Source organism: Novosphingobium sp. KN65.2 (assembly GCF_001368935.1).
GTDB classification, from domain to species: domain Bacteria; phylum Pseudomonadota; class Alphaproteobacteria; order Sphingomonadales; family Sphingomonadaceae; genus Novosphingobium; species Novosphingobium mathurense.
The window spans coordinates 110,026-125,673 of the sequence record NZ_CCBH010000142.1; the positions used below are offsets into that span (position 1 = coordinate 110,026).

At 64.5% G+C, this 15,648-nt stretch carries 16 protein-coding genes; 8 read left to right on the forward strand and 8 right to left on the reverse strand.

Annotated elements, in window-relative coordinates; translation table 11 throughout:
• Positions 1-63: 63 nt before the first annotated feature.
• From yidC to SPHV1_RS08130, 5 genes are all read left to right on the forward strand, one after another.
• Positions 64-1,824 carry a membrane protein insertase YidC gene (gene yidC, locus SPHV1_RS08110; RefSeq protein ID WP_054945526.1) on the forward strand — a complete coding sequence of 587 codons (1,761 nt, stop codon included), beginning with the start codon at positions 64-66 and terminating at the stop codon, positions 1,822-1,824.
• Between the two features lie 13 nt (positions 1,825-1,837).
• Positions 1,838-2,479: a ribosome biogenesis GTP-binding protein YihA/YsxC gene (yihA, locus tag SPHV1_RS08115; RefSeq protein WP_054945527.1), complete on the forward strand. Its 642-nt coding sequence runs from the start codon at positions 1,838-1,840 to the stop codon at positions 2,477-2,479.
• A gap of 204 nt (positions 2,480-2,683) precedes the next feature.
• Positions 2,684-3,808 carry a DUF47 family protein gene (locus tag SPHV1_RS08120; protein WP_079730355.1) on the forward strand — a complete coding sequence of 375 codons (1,125 nt, stop codon included), beginning with the start codon at positions 2,684-2,686 and terminating at the stop codon, positions 3,806-3,808.
• 18 nt (positions 3,809-3,826) lie between these two features.
• A complete protein-coding gene (locus SPHV1_RS08125; protein ID WP_054945528.1) occupies positions 3,827-4,828 on the forward strand; it encodes an inorganic phosphate transporter in 1,002 nt (333 codons plus the stop codon).
• Positions 4,829-4,932: 104 nt separating this feature from the next.
• Positions 4,933-5,595: a glutathione S-transferase family protein gene (locus SPHV1_RS08130; RefSeq protein ID WP_054945529.1), complete on the forward strand. Its 663-nt coding sequence runs from the start codon at positions 4,933-4,935 to the stop codon at positions 5,593-5,595.
• 27 nt (positions 5,596-5,622) lie between these two features.
• Here SPHV1_RS08130 and SPHV1_RS08135 read toward each other — a convergent pair whose 3' ends face one another.
• Positions 5,623-6,066 (reverse strand): cupin domain-containing protein, encoded by a 444-nt coding sequence (locus SPHV1_RS08135; RefSeq protein ID WP_054945561.1) that lies wholly within the window; start codon positions 6,064-6,066, stop codon positions 5,623-5,625.
• 56 nt (positions 6,067-6,122) lie between these two features.
• Between SPHV1_RS08135 and dapE the strand changes: the two genes are divergently transcribed.
• On the forward strand, positions 6,123-7,268 hold the full coding sequence (gene dapE, locus SPHV1_RS08140; RefSeq protein ID WP_054945562.1) for a succinyl-diaminopimelate desuccinylase: 1,146 nt from the start codon (positions 6,123-6,125) through the stop codon (positions 7,266-7,268).
• A gap of 112 nt (positions 7,269-7,380) precedes the next feature.
• Positions 7,381-8,619, forward strand: a complete 1,239-nt coding sequence (locus SPHV1_RS08145; protein WP_054945530.1) for a dicarboxylate/amino acid:cation symporter — start codon at positions 7,381-7,383, stop codon at positions 8,617-8,619.
• A 31-nt stretch (positions 8,620-8,650) separates the two neighbouring features.
• Here SPHV1_RS08145 and SPHV1_RS08150 read toward each other — a convergent pair whose 3' ends face one another.
• From SPHV1_RS08150 to dapB, 3 genes are read right to left on the reverse strand one after another with little or no spacing between them, the layout of a single operon-like run.
• Positions 8,651-9,049, reverse strand: a complete 399-nt coding sequence (locus tag SPHV1_RS08150) for a hypothetical protein (protein WP_054945531.1) — start codon at positions 9,047-9,049, stop codon at positions 8,651-8,653.
• A 12-nt stretch (positions 9,050-9,061) separates the two neighbouring features.
• Positions 9,062-9,721: an endonuclease III gene (gene nth, locus SPHV1_RS08155; RefSeq protein ID WP_054945532.1), complete on the reverse strand. Its 660-nt coding sequence runs from the start codon at positions 9,719-9,721 to the stop codon at positions 9,062-9,064.
• An 11-nt stretch (positions 9,722-9,732) separates the two neighbouring features.
• Entirely contained in the window at positions 9,733-10,461 is a 729-nt protein-coding gene (dapB, locus tag SPHV1_RS08160) for a 4-hydroxy-tetrahydrodipicolinate reductase (protein WP_054945533.1), read from the reverse strand.
• 125 nt (positions 10,462-10,586) lie between these two features.
• Here dapB and SPHV1_RS08165 point away from each other — a divergent pair, with 125 nt between their 5' ends.
• Positions 10,587-11,291: an NAD-dependent deacylase gene (locus tag SPHV1_RS08165; RefSeq protein WP_054945534.1), complete on the forward strand. Its 705-nt coding sequence runs from the start codon at positions 10,587-10,589 to the stop codon at positions 11,289-11,291.
• Between the two features lie 19 nt (positions 11,292-11,310).
• Here the strand turns inward: SPHV1_RS08165 and SPHV1_RS08170 are convergent, their stop codons facing one another.
• The 4 genes from SPHV1_RS08170 to dnaA all read right to left on the reverse strand — a co-directional run bounded on the left by SPHV1_RS08170 (position 11,311) and on the right by dnaA (position 15,155).
• A complete protein-coding gene (locus SPHV1_RS08170) occupies positions 11,311-12,084 on the reverse strand; it encodes a HesA/MoeB/ThiF family protein (protein WP_054945535.1) in 774 nt (257 codons plus the stop codon).
• Positions 12,081-12,512: a DUF983 domain-containing protein gene (locus SPHV1_RS08175; RefSeq protein WP_054945536.1), complete on the reverse strand. Its 432-nt coding sequence runs from the start codon at positions 12,510-12,512 to the stop codon at positions 12,081-12,083. The genes SPHV1_RS08170 and SPHV1_RS08175 overlap by 4 nt, the downstream gene beginning before the upstream one ends.
• 74 nt (positions 12,513-12,586) lie before the next feature.
• Positions 12,587-13,456 (reverse strand): GGDEF domain-containing protein, encoded by an 870-nt coding sequence (locus SPHV1_RS08180; protein ID WP_054945537.1) that lies wholly within the window; start codon positions 13,454-13,456, stop codon positions 12,587-12,589.
• A 265-nt stretch (positions 13,457-13,721) separates the two neighbouring features.
• Positions 13,722-15,155 (reverse strand): chromosomal replication initiator protein DnaA, encoded by a 1,434-nt coding sequence (gene dnaA / locus SPHV1_RS08185; RefSeq protein ID WP_054945538.1) that lies wholly within the window; start codon positions 15,153-15,155, stop codon positions 13,722-13,724.
• Between the last annotated feature and the right edge of the window lie 493 nt (positions 15,156-15,648).

Sequence of the window (15,648 nt, forward strand, 5' to 3'; positions counted from 1 at the left end):
GATGCAATACAGGCGGCGCGTCTCGCGTCGCCACTGGCGGGAACTCGACAGGAAAACGTCTTCGTGGAAAATCAGCGTAATATCATCCTCGCGGTCCTGCTGACCGCGCTTGTCCTCTTCGGGTGGGAAGCCGGGGTCGGCTATTTCTACCCGCAGGCCAAGACGCCGACGAAGGTCGAGCAGGCCGGTGGCGCCGAAAAGGCATCCAGTCCGTCGAGCTCGATCAAGCCGACTCGCGAGGGTGGTCTGCGCGATGCGGCCGACGTCGCGCTCGAAAGGCAGGACCTGAAGTCCGCGCTGGCCGGAGGTGGTCGCCTGCCGATCGAGGCTCCGGGCCTTTCGGGCTCGATCAACCTTACCGGTGCGATCGTCGACGACCTCGTCATCAATCGCCACCGCGAGACGGTGAAGAAGGATTCGGGCCCGGTCCGCATCTTCTCTCCCGCCGGCACCCCCGCGCAGCAGTTCGCCCAGTTCGGCTGGGTCGGCAGCGGCGTCGCCACGCCCAATGCCAAGACCGTGTGGACCGCGCAGCAGGGCGCGAAGCTCACGCCGTCCAGTCCGGTCACGCTGAGCTGGAACGACGGCAGCGGCCAGACCTATTCGATCCGCTTCGCGATCGACAGGAACTACATGATCACGGCCGAGCAGACGGTCGACAACACCGGCTCTGCGCCCATCACCGTGCAGCCGTTCGGCCTCGTCAACCGCACCGACCAGACCGCCAGCCTCGACACCTGGAACGTCCACTCCGGCCCGATCGGCGCGTTCGATGGTTCGGTGAGCTTCTCGACGAACTACAGCGACGTGTCCGACAAGGGCACGGTCAAGGACGCGGGCAGCACCGACTGGATCGGCTTTACCGACGTCTACTGGATGTCGACCCTGGCCCCGGTCGGTTCCAAGGCAGAAGGCACGTTCCGTTCGCTCGGAAACAACCTGTTCCGCGCCGACCTGATCTACGACCAGAGCGTCGTGCAGCCCGGCCAGCGCCTCTCGCGCACCACCAAGCTTTTCGCCGGCGCCAAGGAGCACAACGTGCTCGACGCCTATGAGAAGCAGGGCATCACCAACTTCGGCCTCGCCATCGACTGGGGCTGGTTCCGCTGGTTCGAAAAGCCGATCTTCTGGCTGCTGGTGAAGCTGTTCAGCCTTGTCGGCAACTTCGGCGTCGCCATCATCCTGCTCACGCTGATCGTGCGCGGCATCATGTTCCCCATCGCCCAGCGCCAGTTCGCCTCGATGGCCGCGATGCGCGCGATCCAGCCGAAGATGAAGGCGCTGCAGGAACGCTACAAGGACGACAAGCAGAAGCAGCAGCAGGAAGTGATGAAGCTGTACAAGGAGGAAGGCGTGAACCCGCTTGCGGGCTGCCTCCCCATGTTCCTTCAGATCCCGGTGTTCTTCGCGCTTTACAAGACCCTGATCCTGGCCATCGAGATGCGCCACCAGCCCTTCGTGCTGTGGATCAAGGACCTTTCCGCGCCCGATCCGCTGCACATCCTCAACCTGTTCGGCCTGCTGCCGTTCGACCCGCCGGGCTTCCTGGCCATCGGCGTGCTGGCGCTGCTGCTGGGCATCACCATGTTCCTGCAGTTCAAGCTGAACCCGGCGCAGATGGACCCGACCCAGCAGCAGATCTTCATGATCATGCCGTGGTTCATGATGTTCGTCATGGCACCCTTCGCTTCGGGCCTTCTGGTCTACTGGATTACCTCCAACCTTCTGACCATCGCGCAGCAGAAGTTCCTCTACAGCCGTCATCCGCAGCTCAAGGCCCAGGCCGAGAAGGACGCGGGCGACAAGAAGCGCGTGAAGGCCTGATCGGACAGACCCCGTGAGCGAGGAATTCGAAGAACTCACCGAGCGCGCGCGCAAGCTCTTTGCAGGACCGGTAACGTTCCTGAAGAGCGCGCCCGCGCTCAAGTTTCTGCCCGATCCGGACGTGCCGGAGATCGCTTTCTGCGGCCGCTCCAATGTCGGCAAGTCCTCGCTGCTCAATGCGCTGACCGGGCGCAAGGCGATTGCGCGCACCTCGGTGACGCCGGGGCGTACTCAGGAGCTGAACTTCTTCGAGGTCGGCGAGCCGCTGCAGTTCCGTCTCGTCGACATGCCGGGCTATGGCTTCGCCAAGGCCCCGCCGGCCGTGGTGGAGAAGTGGCGACGCCTCGTGCGCGACTTCCTGCGCGGCCGGGTGGTGCTCAAGCGCACGCTGCTGCTCGTCGATTCGCGCCATGGCGTGAAGGCGGTCGACGCCGAGATGATGAAGATGCTCGACGAGGCCGCGGTCGGTTACCGAATCGTCCTGACCAAGGCCGACAAGATCAAGGCCACCGAGCTGGAAAAGGTCCACGCCGAGACCGTGGCCGAGGCGCGCAAGCACCCTGCGGCCTTCCCGGAAGTGCACATTACCTCTTCCGAAAAGGGCATGGGCATCGCCGAATTGCGCGCTGCGGTGCTGGCCGATTCCGAAATCTGAATCGGGCCCTTGCGAAGACTACGTTACTGACATTCATCGAATTATCGGGTTCGGTGGGCGATCTTGTGCGATATTCCCGCAGGCCCGGTATGCCGTGCCGCTGGGCGACTCCGGGGAAATCCCGGAATATGACGATTGCGTGACACTCAAGAGTCCCCTAGGGGGCCCGCCAGTGCGTGTTGAGGAAGGAGGATAGTCTTGCCACTGCGCCAGATTGCCGTTCTGCCTTATCGTACACAGGGACCCGCGGTGGATGCACCGATCGAGATCCTGTTGATCACCTCGCGCGAGACGCGTCGCTGGGTGATGCCCAAGGGCAACCTCATGAAGAACCTCCAGCCGCATGCCGCCGCTGCCCGCGAGGCAGAGGAAGAGGCTGGAGTGATCGGTGCGGTCTGTCCGACGCCGCTGGGGTCCTATCGCTATCGCAAGCGCCGCAATTCGGGCGCCTCGGTATGGGCCGACGTCGACGTGTTTCCTTTCGCGGTGACGGAAGAACTCTCGACCTGGGACGAGCAGCACCAGCGTGACCGGCGCTGGTTCTCGTTGACCGATGCCGCCAATGCCGTGGACGAGGAAGACCTCGCCGCACTCATCCGCAGTTTCGGCGCCCGGGAGTTTCGGGCCGCTACCCAAGGCAGCCGGCTGTTCGACGCGGTTGCCGACAAGACAGGGGTCAATGCCATGTTTGCCTGGTTCCAGAAGCTGCTTCCGCAGCAGGGGAACTTCTTCGAGCTGTTCGAGCAGCAGGCCGCCACGCTGGTGGCCGGCGCCGACGCTCTTGCGCGCCTTGCCCAGGGCGGCGCCGGCCGCAACCAGCACATCCGCGAGATCGAGGAGCGCGAGCACGACGCCGACGAGATCACCCGCGAAGTGCTCCACACGGTGCGTCGTACCTTCCTCACCCCGTTCGACCGTTCCTCGATCACCAGCCTGATCACGACGATGGACGATGCCATCGACGAGATGCAGCAGGTGGCCGGCGCCTGCGACCTTTACGATATTACCGACTTCGAGCCGGAAATGCGCGACATGGCCGCGATCATCGTCGATTCGGCGCGTCTGACCGCCGAGGCCATGCCGCTGCTACGCAAGGTTGCCGACAACGGCCATCGCCTGCACGAGCTGACCGAGCGACTGGTGCGCATGGAAGGCCATGCCGACGAGATCCACGCCGCCGGTCTCAAGCGCCTGTTCAAGCAGAGCACGGGCAAGGATCCGCTGCACTTCTTCGTCCGCCAGGAGATGTTCAAGCGTCTCGAGCGCGTGGTCGACCGTTTCGAAGACCTCGCAAACGAGATCGACGGTCTCGTCATCGATCACGCCTGACGCCGATTTCCTGCCCCCATGGATCATAGTCTCGCCCTGCCGCTGCTGATCGGCCTCGTCGCGCTGGCGCTGGCCTTCGACTTCCTCAACGGGCTGCACGATGCCGCCAACGCGATCGCCACGGTCGTGGCAACGCGCCTGCTTTCGCCGGTCGTCGCCGTCCTGTTCGCTGCATTGGGCAACTTCGCGGCCTATTTCTTCGTCGGCCTCCATGTCGCCGAAACGGTGGGCAAGGGCATCATCGACAAGGATGCGGTGACGCCTGCGGTCGTCTTCGGGGCGCTCGTCGGGGCGATGTTCTGGAACGTGGTGACCTGGCTCAAGGGCATTCCCTCCAGCTCCAGCCACGCGCTGATCGGCGGCCTGCTGGGCGCCGGCATCGCCGCGGCGGGGCCGGGCGTCGTCGAAAGCGCGGGCACGACCAAGACGGTCGTCGCCATCTTCCTGTCGCCGATGATCGGCTTCGTCATCGCCATGGCACTGATGCTGGTGACGAGCTGGCTGTTCAAGGGCGCATCCCCGCGTGGATCGAACAGCGTGTTCAAGGGGCTGCACCTGCTGTCCTCGGCGGCCTACTCGATCAGCCACGGCGGCAACGACGCGCAGAAGACCATGGGCATCATCGCCGTGCTGCTCTACTCGACGGGCCACCTTTCGGGCGACTTCCACGTTCCCGAATGGGTCGTCCTCTCGTGCTACACCGCGATTGCGCTGGGCACTCTTTCGGGCGGCTGGAAGATCATCAAGACGATGGGCTCCAAGCTGACCAAGCTCAACCACCACTCCGGCTTTTGCGCCTCTTCGGCCGGCTCGATCGTCGTCTTCGGCGCCAGCGCGCTGGGCATTCCGGTCTCCACCACCCATGCCATCACCGGTTCGGTCGTCGGCACAGGCGCGGCGCGGCGTGCCAGCGCGGTGCGCTGGAGCGTGGCGAGCCGGGTGATCGTGGCATGGTTCATCACCATTCCCGCCAGCGCGATCGTCGGCGCCCTGTTCTACTGGCTGACGCTGCTGTTCTGATCGCGCGCTTCGGCGGCGGGAAGGGGCCTTGCGTCCCGGTTCGCCCTCGACACGGCACGCCTTAACTTCTAGGTCCGGCCTTCAAGCGAGAGGGACCGCCGCCTGTGAAGCTGATCATCGGCAACAAGAACTATTCGAGCTGGTCGCTGCGCGGCTGGCTGGCCTGCAAACAATCCGGCCTTCATTTCGAGGAGCTGACGGTCCCGATCTACGGGGACGACTGGGACCAGCGCAAGAACGAGGGCGAACTTGCGCCTTCGCACGGCAAGGTGCCGATCCTGTGGGACGGCGAGGCCGTCGTGTGGGACAGCCTCGCCATCGTCGATTATCTGGCGGACAAGGTCGGCCGCGACCGTTTCTGGCCCAAGCCGGACGATGCCCGGGCGATGGCGCGCTCGATGGTCGCCGAAATGCATTCCAGCTATCTCCCGCTGCGTCGCTCGCTGCCGATGAACGTGCGTGCGCGGGTGGAAGGCGCGCAGGTGGATGACGAGGTGCGCGGCGACATCGTGCGTATCCTGACGCTGTGGGCCGAGGCGCGGGCGCGCTTCGGCGGCGGCGGGCCGTTCCTGTTCGGAACGTTCAGCGCCGCGGACGTGTTTTACGCCCCGGTCGTCAGCCGGTTCCTGACTTACGGTGTCGGCGTCCCCGGTTTCGCCCAGGCCTACATGCAGGCGGTCTGGGAACACGAATGGATGCAGCAGTGGGTCGGTGCTGCCGAATCCGAGGATTGGGTGATCGAGCAGTTCGAGGTCCCCGCGACCTGAGCGGCCCCCGAGAGGACCTGCGCGTGTTCAATAGGGCGTGCCGTCCTTGTGGACGTAGCCTGTCTCGTTCCACATCATGTCGATGTCCGGATAGGACCCGCAGGTATTCCTGCCGGCACCGATGGCGACGAACACGCAGTCCTGCCCGCTCTCGTTGACGAGGTGGTGCCCGTTCTCCACGCCCTTGGGCCAGGCGCAGATGTCGCCTGCGCGCAGCACGGTGCGCCCTTCGTCCTCGATCAGCACGGCCTCGCCGCTCAGCATGACGAGCAGCTCGTCCTCGCCTTCGTGCCAGTGCCGCTGGCTGGACCAAGCGCCGGGCTTCAGGACGACATGGCTTGCGCCCATCTCGGTCAGCCCGCCCGCAGGGGCGAGGCGCTTCCACCAGCGGCCCTCTACGGCCTTGTCGAAGGGGGCGGGATAGCCGGTGGCATTGGACTGCGGAATCGCATCGAGATCGATTTTCGGCATGACTTCCTCCTTGCCGCCTATGGTCAAGGCCGCAGGCATGTGCGATGGGCCGCGATATGTCCCAGACCGCGCCTTCCACTGCAAGCGTTGCCGAGCTTGCCGAAGCCCTGATCGCCTGCCCGAGCGTCACCCCCGCCATGGGGATGGTGTTCGACTGTCTCGAAGGTCAGCTCGAGCCGCTCGGGTTCGAAGTCGTGCGCTTCGTTGCGGGCGAGGCGCCCGATGGTCCGGTCGAGAATCTCTTCGCGATCCGCAAGGGCCCCGAGGGCTCGCGTCACTTCGCCTTCGCCGGGCACCTGGACGTCGTTCCGCCGGGAGAGGGCTGGACCAGCGCTCCGTTCATGCCGGAGCGGCGTGGAGAGCTGCTCTATGGCCGCGGTGCCGTCGACATGAAAGGTTCGATCGCTGCGATGGTCGCGGCCGCGCGCGAGATCCCGCAGGAAGCCGGGACGATCAGCTTCGTCATTACAGGCGACGAAGAAGGCCCGGCCCGCTTCGGCACGGTCGCGCTGATCGACCTGATGCGCGAACGCGGAGACATTCCGGACTTGTGCCTCGTCGGCGAACCGACCTCGGTCAATCGTCTCGGCGACATGATGAAGATCGGTCGCCGCGGTTCGGTGAACATATTCCTCGAGGTCGAGGGAACGCAGGGCCACGTCGCCTACCCGCACCTCGCGCATAATCCGATCACGCCGCTGGTCGCGATGCTGGCCGAACTCAACGCGCTGCTGCTCGACGAGGGGACGGACTGGTTTCAGGCCTCGAACCTCGAAGTGACCGACATCACCGTCGGCAACCCGGCACACAACGTGATCCCCGCCAAGGCGATGGCGCGCATCTCGATCCGCTTCAACGACCTGCATACCGGCGCGCAACTGGGCGCACGGGTGACCGAGATCGCCGAGAAGCACGGCGGCACAGCGCGCCCGGTGATCTCCGGCGAGGCGTTCCTGACCGAGCCGGGCACGTTCTCCGACCTCCTGGCCGACGCGATCCGCACCGAAACCGGCATCGAGCCGGAACTGTCGACGAGCGGCGGCACGTCCGATGCGCGCTTTCTGAAGGACATTTCTCCGGTCATCGAATTCGGCCTGTGCAACGCGACGATGCACAAGCGCGACGAGGCCGTGGCGGTGGAAGACCTCGAGGTTCTGACCCGGATCTATCGAAGGACGGTACAAAACGCTCTGAAGGCTTGAATTATCGCCCCGCGCTTGCGAGCCTTGGGCGATGATCTGGATTGCGTCGCCCCTTCGCGGTGACGGCCAATGGCCTGCGGGGCACTTCCCGCGGTGCCGGAAGGGGTAATCGATGCTGCGTTTCTGGTTTGCCGTGCCCCTCTGGCAGCGCGTGGTCGCTGCACTGGTGCTGGGTGTGATTACCGGCCTGCTGTGGGGGCCTGAAGCCGAATCGATCAAGTGGATCGGCGATTTCTTCATCAAGTCGATCAAGATGCTGGTCGTGCCGCTCATCTTCGTCTCGATCGTCGGCGGCATCGCATCCATCGGCGACTTGCGCAAGCTGGGCGCGGTCGGCTGGCGGGCCATGGTGCTGTTCGTGGTGACCAGTCAGATCGCCGTCTGGCTCGGCCTGGCCCTCGGCACGATCTTCACGCCCGGTGTCGGCCTCGACACGAGCGCAATTGCGGCGGGCGCGACGCCTGAGCCGGTTGCGACGAGTGCGGTCGACATGATCCTCTCGATGGTGCCGGAAAGCCCGGTCAAGGTCATGGCCGATGCGCAGGTACTGCCGCTCATCGTCTTCGCCCTGTTGATCGGCATCGGCATCGTCATGGCCAAGGAGGAAGGCCAACCGCTCGTCCGCGTTTTCGACAGCGGCTCGATCGTCATGCAGAAAGTGACGATGATCGTGATGGAGCTGACCCCCTTCGGCGTCTTTTCGCTGATGGCATGGGTGGCCGGGACACTGGGGCAGGATGCCCTCGTCGCGCTGGCCAAGCTCGTGGTGCTCAACTACCTCGGCTGCCTGCTGATCATCGGTGTCATGTACGCTTCGATCATAAAGTTCCTTGCCCGCCTGCCGGTCCGTCACTTTTTCCGCGGCATCATCGATGCCATGGCCGTCGCCTTTTCGACTGCCTCTTCCAATGCGACTTTGCCGGTGACCCTGCGCTGTGCAGAGCGCAATCTCGGCGTGAGCCGCTCCACCGCAAGCTTCGTCGTCTCGCTGGGGGCGACGATCAACATGGACGGTACGGCGATGTACCTGGGTCTGGCGACGCTCTTCGGCGCGCAGATCTTCGGCATTCATCTCGGCTTTTCGGATTACATCTTGATCTCGGTGCTCGCGACGCTGGGCTCGGTCGGCGCGGCCGGCATTCCGGGAGCGGGGCTGATCATGATGGCGCTCGTGTTCGGGGCGGTCGGCGTTCCCCTGGAGACCATCGCCTTCGTTGCCGGGGTGGATCGGATCATGGATATGATGCGCACCGCGACCAACGTCACCGGCGATTCGGCGGTGACGACGGCGGTTGCGGTCATGACCAACGAAATCGACCGCGCAAAGATGATCAGCGCCGACGACGTCTAGGCGTTCGTCCGGCGCCCGTCGCCGGACCGGTTTACTTGTCGAGCAGCTTGACCGGAACGAAGTCGCTCAGTCCGCAGGCCCCCTGGCGCTGATACTGGCCGCCGTACTGGCGGATGGGATAGATGATGTCGTTCCTGCACAGTTGGGTCAGCGAGGTTTCGAAACTGAAGCTGTCGGCCGATTTGAGGCCCGCGCACCGCTGGGGCAGGGTGACGCGCCAGACCTTGCTGCCTGCGCCGCCGATGAAATCGATGGTCCAGTCATCGCGGATGCGGGTGGTGGAATAGCTGGTGAGCGGCAGGCAGCTGACGGCCTTGCCGATGACTTCGGCGGCCGGTGACGCCGGCGGGGCCTCACCCGGCGCGGTCTTCGCGCAGGCGGCAAGTGCCAGCGGCAGCACGGCAATCGACAATGCGACGGAACGCTTCATGGCAACCTCCTGTCAGGAAGCCTTTTTCGCGGCTCCCTTCTCCATGATCTTGGGCTTGTAGGCGCACAAGTCAACGACCGGGCAGCGCCAGCATTCCGGGCTGCGGGCCTTGCAGATGTAGCGGCCGTGCAGGATCAGCCAGTGGTGTGCGCCGACGCGAAACGGGGCAGGCACCTTCTTCTCAAGCTGCTTTTCGACCGCGAGCGGGGTCTTGCCCTTGGCAAGACCGGTGCGGTTGCCGACGCGGAAGATATGGGTGTCGACCGCAAAGGTCTCGGCCCCGAAGGCGCAGTTCATCACGACATTCGCGGTCTTGCGGCCGACGCCAGGCAATTCGACGAGTGCATCGCGGTCCTGCGGGACTTCGCCGTCGTAACGCTCGACCAGGATCTCGGACAGGGCGATGACGTTCTTGGCCTTGGAGTTGAACAGGCCGATCGTCTTGATGTGCTCCTTCAGCCCGGCTTCGCCCAGTGCGACCATCTGCGCAGGCGTCTTTACCTCGCGAAACAGCGCGCGGGTCGCCTTGTTGACGCCGACGTCAGTCGCCTGCGCCGAGAGCACCACGGCGACGAGGAGCTGGTAGGTATTGCCGAATTCCAGCTCCGTCTCGGGCGAGGGGTTGAGCTCGGCAAGGCGCCGGAAGAACTCGAAGACGTTGTCCTTCTTCACCGGAGCGCGCCTTAGAGCCCGAGAACCTCGGGCATCGTGTAGCGGCCGGGCTTGCGCTCCAGCATCCACTGCGCCGCCTTGACTGCCCCGCGTGCGAAGATGCCGCGGTTCTCGGCCATGTGGGACACGGCGATGCGTTCGTTATCGGCCAGGAAGTGGACGGTGTGATCGCCCGCCACGGTGCCGCCGCGCAAGGCGGCAAAGCCGATCGTGCCGGTTCCGCGCTTGCCGGTGATGCCGTCGCGGCCGCGCTCGGAATTGTCCGCCAGGGCGATGCCGCGCCCCTTGGCGGCGGCTTCGCCCAGCAGCAGCGCAGTACCCGAAGGCGCATCGACCTTCATGCGATGGTGCGTTTCGACGATCTCGATGTCCCAGTCTTCGCCCAGGCGACTCGCGGCCTCGCGCACGAGATGCGCCAGCAGGGTGACGCCCAGCGAAGTATTGCCGGTCTGCAGCACGGGGATCGATTCGGCCGCCGTGTCGATCAGCCAGTGGTGGCGTTCCTCGAGCCCGGTGGTGCCGATGACGATCGGCTTGTTCGCCGCGATCGCCGCCTCGAGATTGCCTTCGAGGGCACCGGGGCTGGAGAAATCGATCAGCACATCGGCCCTAACGGCCAGTGCGGCGATGTCGCCGTCCTTGTCCACTCCGCCAGCCAGCTCCTCGCCCGCCGCACCGATCGCTTCCGCGATTGCGCGACCCATGCGTCCTTCGCTGCCGATGATTCCGATGCGTGCCACGTTATAATCTCCATGGGGGCGGCAAGCCGAACTTGTTTCGGCGTGGTTCGTGCCCCAGACTTTGTCCTGCGCATGGCGAAAAATGGCCCCTGAAACAAGGTCGGGGTGATGTTACGGGAATTTGCATGAACCAGATTCGCAATATCGTGATCCTCACCGGCGCCGGCGTTTCCGCCGAAAGCGGCATCGATACCTTTCGCGACGGTGGCGGCTTGTGGGAAAAGCACCGGGTGGAGGACGTGGCGACGCCCGAGGCGTTCGCGCGCGATCCGGAGCTTGTCCTGCGCTTCTACGACATGCGGCGCGAGGCAATCCAGACCAGGCAGCCCAACGCCGCGCATCACGCGCTTGCCCGTCTCGACGCCGAGTGGCGGGGAGAACTGCTGATCGTCACCCAGAACGTCGACGACCTGCACGAACGGGCGGGGGCGAGCCGGGTCCTGCACATGCATGGCGAGCATCTCAATGCATGGTGCACGGCCTGCGACGTGCGTTCGCCGTGGACCGGCCCGCTGCTGGACCGTCCCCCCTGTCCCGAGTGCGGCGAGGCCGCGCTTCGGCCCGACGTCGTATGGTTCGGCGAGATGCCTTACGGCATGGAAGAGATCTTCGCGGCGCTGCGTGATGCAGATCTGTTCGTGTCGATCGGCACATCCGGTGCGGTCTACCCCGCCGCCGGATTCGTGCGCAATGCGCGGGATCTGGGCGCGGCAACGCTTGAACTCAATCTGGAGCCGAGCCAGGGGACCGGCTGGTTCGACGAGGCGCGGCACGGCCCGGCCACCGAAGTGGTCCCGGCTTGGGTGGATGAACTGCTGGCCCGGCAATGAGGCCGGGACCGGTGCGGCCTCAGCGCGTGGAGCCGCAGCCCTTGCAGTTGGGGTCCTTGGCGATTCGCAGCGGTCGCATCGAAGGGGCCTGCCCGTCGATAAGTTGCAGCGTGCCGAACTGCGGCACGCCCAGCGCGGCTTGCCCGGCAAGCAGGACGCGCATGGCATGCATGGCCGCGAATGTGCCGACCATGCCTACCATCGCGCCCAATACGCCGTCGGCCGCGCAAGTGTCGCAATCTTCGGCATCGAAGGCATCGCCCACGAAGCAACGGTAGCAGGGCTGGTCGGACAGGTGCCCGGCGAAGTTCGCGACCTGACCCTGGAAGCGACCCACCGCGGCGCTCGTCAGGGGCAGCCCCAGTTTGACGCAGGTATCTGACACCAGAAGGCGAGTCGCGAAGTTGTCACAACCGTCCAGTACGACGCTCGCGCCGGCGAGGATCTGTGCGACGTTGTCAATTCCCACCCGCTGGACGATCGCACGCACCTCAAGGCCAAGATCAAAACGCCGCACCCATTCGGCTGCCGCTTCCGCCTTGGGCTTGCCGATATCAGACGGCGTGAAAATCGTCTGGCGCTGGAGGTTGCTGACGTCGACGACGTCGTCATCCACCAGGGTCAGTCGGCCTATGCCGGCTGCGGCGAGGTATTGAAGGGCAGGACTGCCGATCCCGCCGCAGCCGACAAGCACCACGTGCGCATCGGTGAGCGCCATCTGACCGGCGCCGCCCACTTCGGGCAGCACGATGTGCCGGGCGAACCGTTCAAGTCGATCCGGTGTGAGAGTCATATCTTGTCCGAACCCGCCTTGGCATCCTGGCCCTCGGGCAGCCGTTCCCTGGTGAAGCCGTGCAGCCCATACCACCATTGCGCGGCGATCACTGCGCCCTTGGAAGGTTGCAGCATGCCCAGCATCATCGCCAGCGCCAGCGGCACAAGAATCGCGAACATGCCCGCGGGGCCCAGGTCGAAGTCCTTGGACAGGGCGATGATGAGCGGCGCCATGAGGTGGCCGGTGACGATGATCGCGATGTAGGCCGGGAAATCGTCAGCCCGCTGCGGGCTCCAGTCGATTCCGCAATGCGGGCATGCGTCGAGCGGTTTGAGCCACTTGCGAAACAGCGGTGCTTCCCCGCAGCGGGGGCACCTGCTGCGAATTCCGCGCAGGGCAGCCTGCCAGAACGTGGCGGGCAACGAAGGGGTGAGACCGGGAGCCATGCGGCCCGCTTAGAGCAGGAGCGAGGCCGGGGAAAGGAGGAAGGCGAGGGGCAGGGGGCGAGCCTGCCGCGCGATCATTCCTCTTCGAGCTCCTCCTCCTCGGCGATCTGCAGGCGATTGCGTCCGCGCGCCTTGGCGACATAGAGCGCCGCATCCGCTCGCCTGGTTGCATCGCCCAGTTCGGCGAAGCTGCGCAGCGGCGCCAGCCCGCAGGAGAAGGTGACCGGCCAGCTGTCTTGCCCCAGTTCGCAGTCGAGCGCGATCGAGGCGCGCAGGCGCTCAAGCACGAGGCGGGCCTCGTCGAGCTGGGTGTCGGGAAAAAGGACCGCGAATTCTTCGCCGCCCCAGCGCGCGGCGACGTCGGTGCGGCGCAGCCCCCCTTCAAGGCGTTTGGCCAGCGCGCGCAGCAGCGAGTCGCCGGCATCGTGGCCGAACTGGTCGTTGATGAGCTTGAAGTGGTCGATGTCGATGAAGGCGAGGACGGCATTGGCGTTGCCCTGCAGGATTTTCTCGGCTGCATCGAGGAAACCGCGGCGGTTGCGGATGCCGGTCAGGGCATCGCGTTCGGCTGCGGTGACCAGTTGTTCGATACGCGCAGCGGACTCGTTGGCGGCGGTCGCGACGCCATGGAGCAGGCGCCCGACGAGATCGCTGCCGCCGTCCGGTATATGGGATATGCGCTCGCCGTTCTGGATAGCCTCGAGCATTGCCGTGGCCCGGGCGATCGGCGAGAGCAGGGCGTGGATCGCGGCGATCCCAAACCCGGTGCCCAGCAATGTCGCCAGGAGCAGGGCGATGAGGGCGGTCGGTTGCCACTCACCGGTGATGACTTGCAGGCTGACGTAGGCGATCAGCGGGACATGAACTGCGCCGAAGCAGATCAGGAGGATCCGCCATTCGTAATTGCGCGGGAACAAGAATGTCGTGGCTCGGTAGAAGCGCATGGGGGGGGTGCCTTCTCGTTGCAATTCGGCCTTTCTACTCGAAAAGTAACGGGAAGTGCTTTTCCAATAGTTAATTGAATTTTCGAACCATCTGAAAAATGGAGATTAATTTCTTGTAAGGTGATTTTGCGCTTTTACGGGTTATCGGGCCGCGGGCGTCAAATGTCCAAACGCAAGGAGCGCGAAAGGCTCGAACCTTTCGCGCTCCTCATGGGATATCCCTGTTGGGAACCCTGTGAATTTACCGGGGCAAGCCCGGGAAAACTCAGCTTTCCAGCTGTCGCAGCAACGAACGGACGTCGCCGTCCATGTCGGCATCGCGGGTGCGCAGTTCCTCGATCAGGCGCACGGCATGGATCACCGTAGAGTGATCGCGTCCGCCGAACTTGCGGCCGATCTCCGGGTAGGAGCGCGGCGTCAGCACCTTGGCGAGATACATGGCGACCTGCCGCGGACGAACCACGGCACGCGCGCGGCGCTTCGAACTCATCTCGGTCCGGTCGATCCGGTAGAACTGGCAGACCGTGCGCTGAATCTCGTCGATGGTGATTCGGCGGCGGTTGGCCGACAGGATGTCGGTGAGCTGTTCCTCGGCCAGCTGCAGCGAGACGGCCTGCCCGGTAAGCTGGGCATAGGCGATCAGCTTGTTGAGACCACCGACGAGTTCACGCACGTTGCGGTTGATCGTCCGTGCAAGGAACTCGATGACGTCGGCCGGGACCTCGATCGAGGAGAAACGCTGGAGGCGGTTCTCGAGGATCGAACGGCGCAGTTCGATGTCGGCCGGCTGGATGTCGGCGACGAGGCCCATCGACAGGCGCGAGAGCAGGCGCGGCTCGACGCCGTCGAGCGCCTGGGGCGCGCGGTCGGCTGCGAAGACGAGGCGCTTGCCTTCCTGAAGCAGGGCATCGATCGTGTAGAGCAGCTCTTCCTGCGCCGAGGCCTTGCCGATGATGAACTGGATGTCGTCCACCAGCAGCAGGTCGAAACCACGTAGGCGCGCCTTGAACTCGATCATCTGGTTCTGGCGCAGCGCCTGGACGAATTCGACCATGAAGCGCTCTGCCGAGCAGTAGAAGATCCGCGCATGCGGGTGGTTCGCAAGGTAGGCATGCCCGATCGCGTGGAGCAGGTGCGTCTTGCCCTGTCCGGTCGCTGCCTTGAGGTAAAGCGGCGAGAACTGGGGCTTTTCACCGGCTGCCATGCGCTGCGCGGCATTGCAGGCGAGCACGTTGGCGGTGCCGGTCACGAAAGTCGAGAAGGTCTGCGACGCATCGATGCCTGCCGGCCCCTGACCCAGCGACGCGAAGGCATCGCCGCTCAGCGCCGCCGAGATCGCGTCGCTTGCACCCACGACCGAATCGTTCGCCGGCGCGTGGCTGGGACGGCCGCCATGGCCGAGACGCAGCTCGGGCAGCTGGCGACGGCCCGGGTGAACGAGAATGCGCACGTGGCGCACGTCGGGACGGGCGATCTTCCATGCCAGCGAGAGGCGATCGGCAAATCGGTCATTGACCCAATTCGCCGAGAACTCGGTCGGCAGGTACAGATCGAGCGTACCCGTTTCCTTGCAATAGTTGCCGGGCTGGATCGGCTTGATCCACTGGCTGTGAGCCTGGTGTCCCAGGTCCTTGCGCAGGCCCTGGCTGATGTCTGCCCAGTCCGCCGCCAAATTTACGGCTTCCTGATCCTCTTCCATCACCACTTTTCCTGCCTTCGATTTCTTCACTGTCTGATTTGCGCCCTGACCCGCCGAATTACCTGTCACTTGGTCGAACTCCCCTTGCCCGCAACCAACCCCCGATATTCGGGCCGGCAACGGAACTGGTCTCATCACGATTGCAAGGCAAAACGACCCCGTCACCGCAAACGCGAGTTTGCGGCAATTGTCTTACATGCTTTCGATATTCCCCGGCCAGTTCCGCAACGGCCGAGGACCTTCATAAGGAGGCCTTGGGCCGACAGGCAAGACGGTCGGTTCAAATAAATAAAATTATCTCGGCTTGACTCACGGAAGACTGCCGAAAAAGCGTCATGAAGTATTTTCTTACTGAAATTTCAGTAACTTACGAAAATGCCTATGACGAATCGCAGCTATTCCGCGCACTTGCGGATTCTTCCGCACTGCAGCACCGGAAACAAGAACGGAGCCGGAGATTATCTCTCCGGCTCCGTTCTTGTTTCGTGCCTGC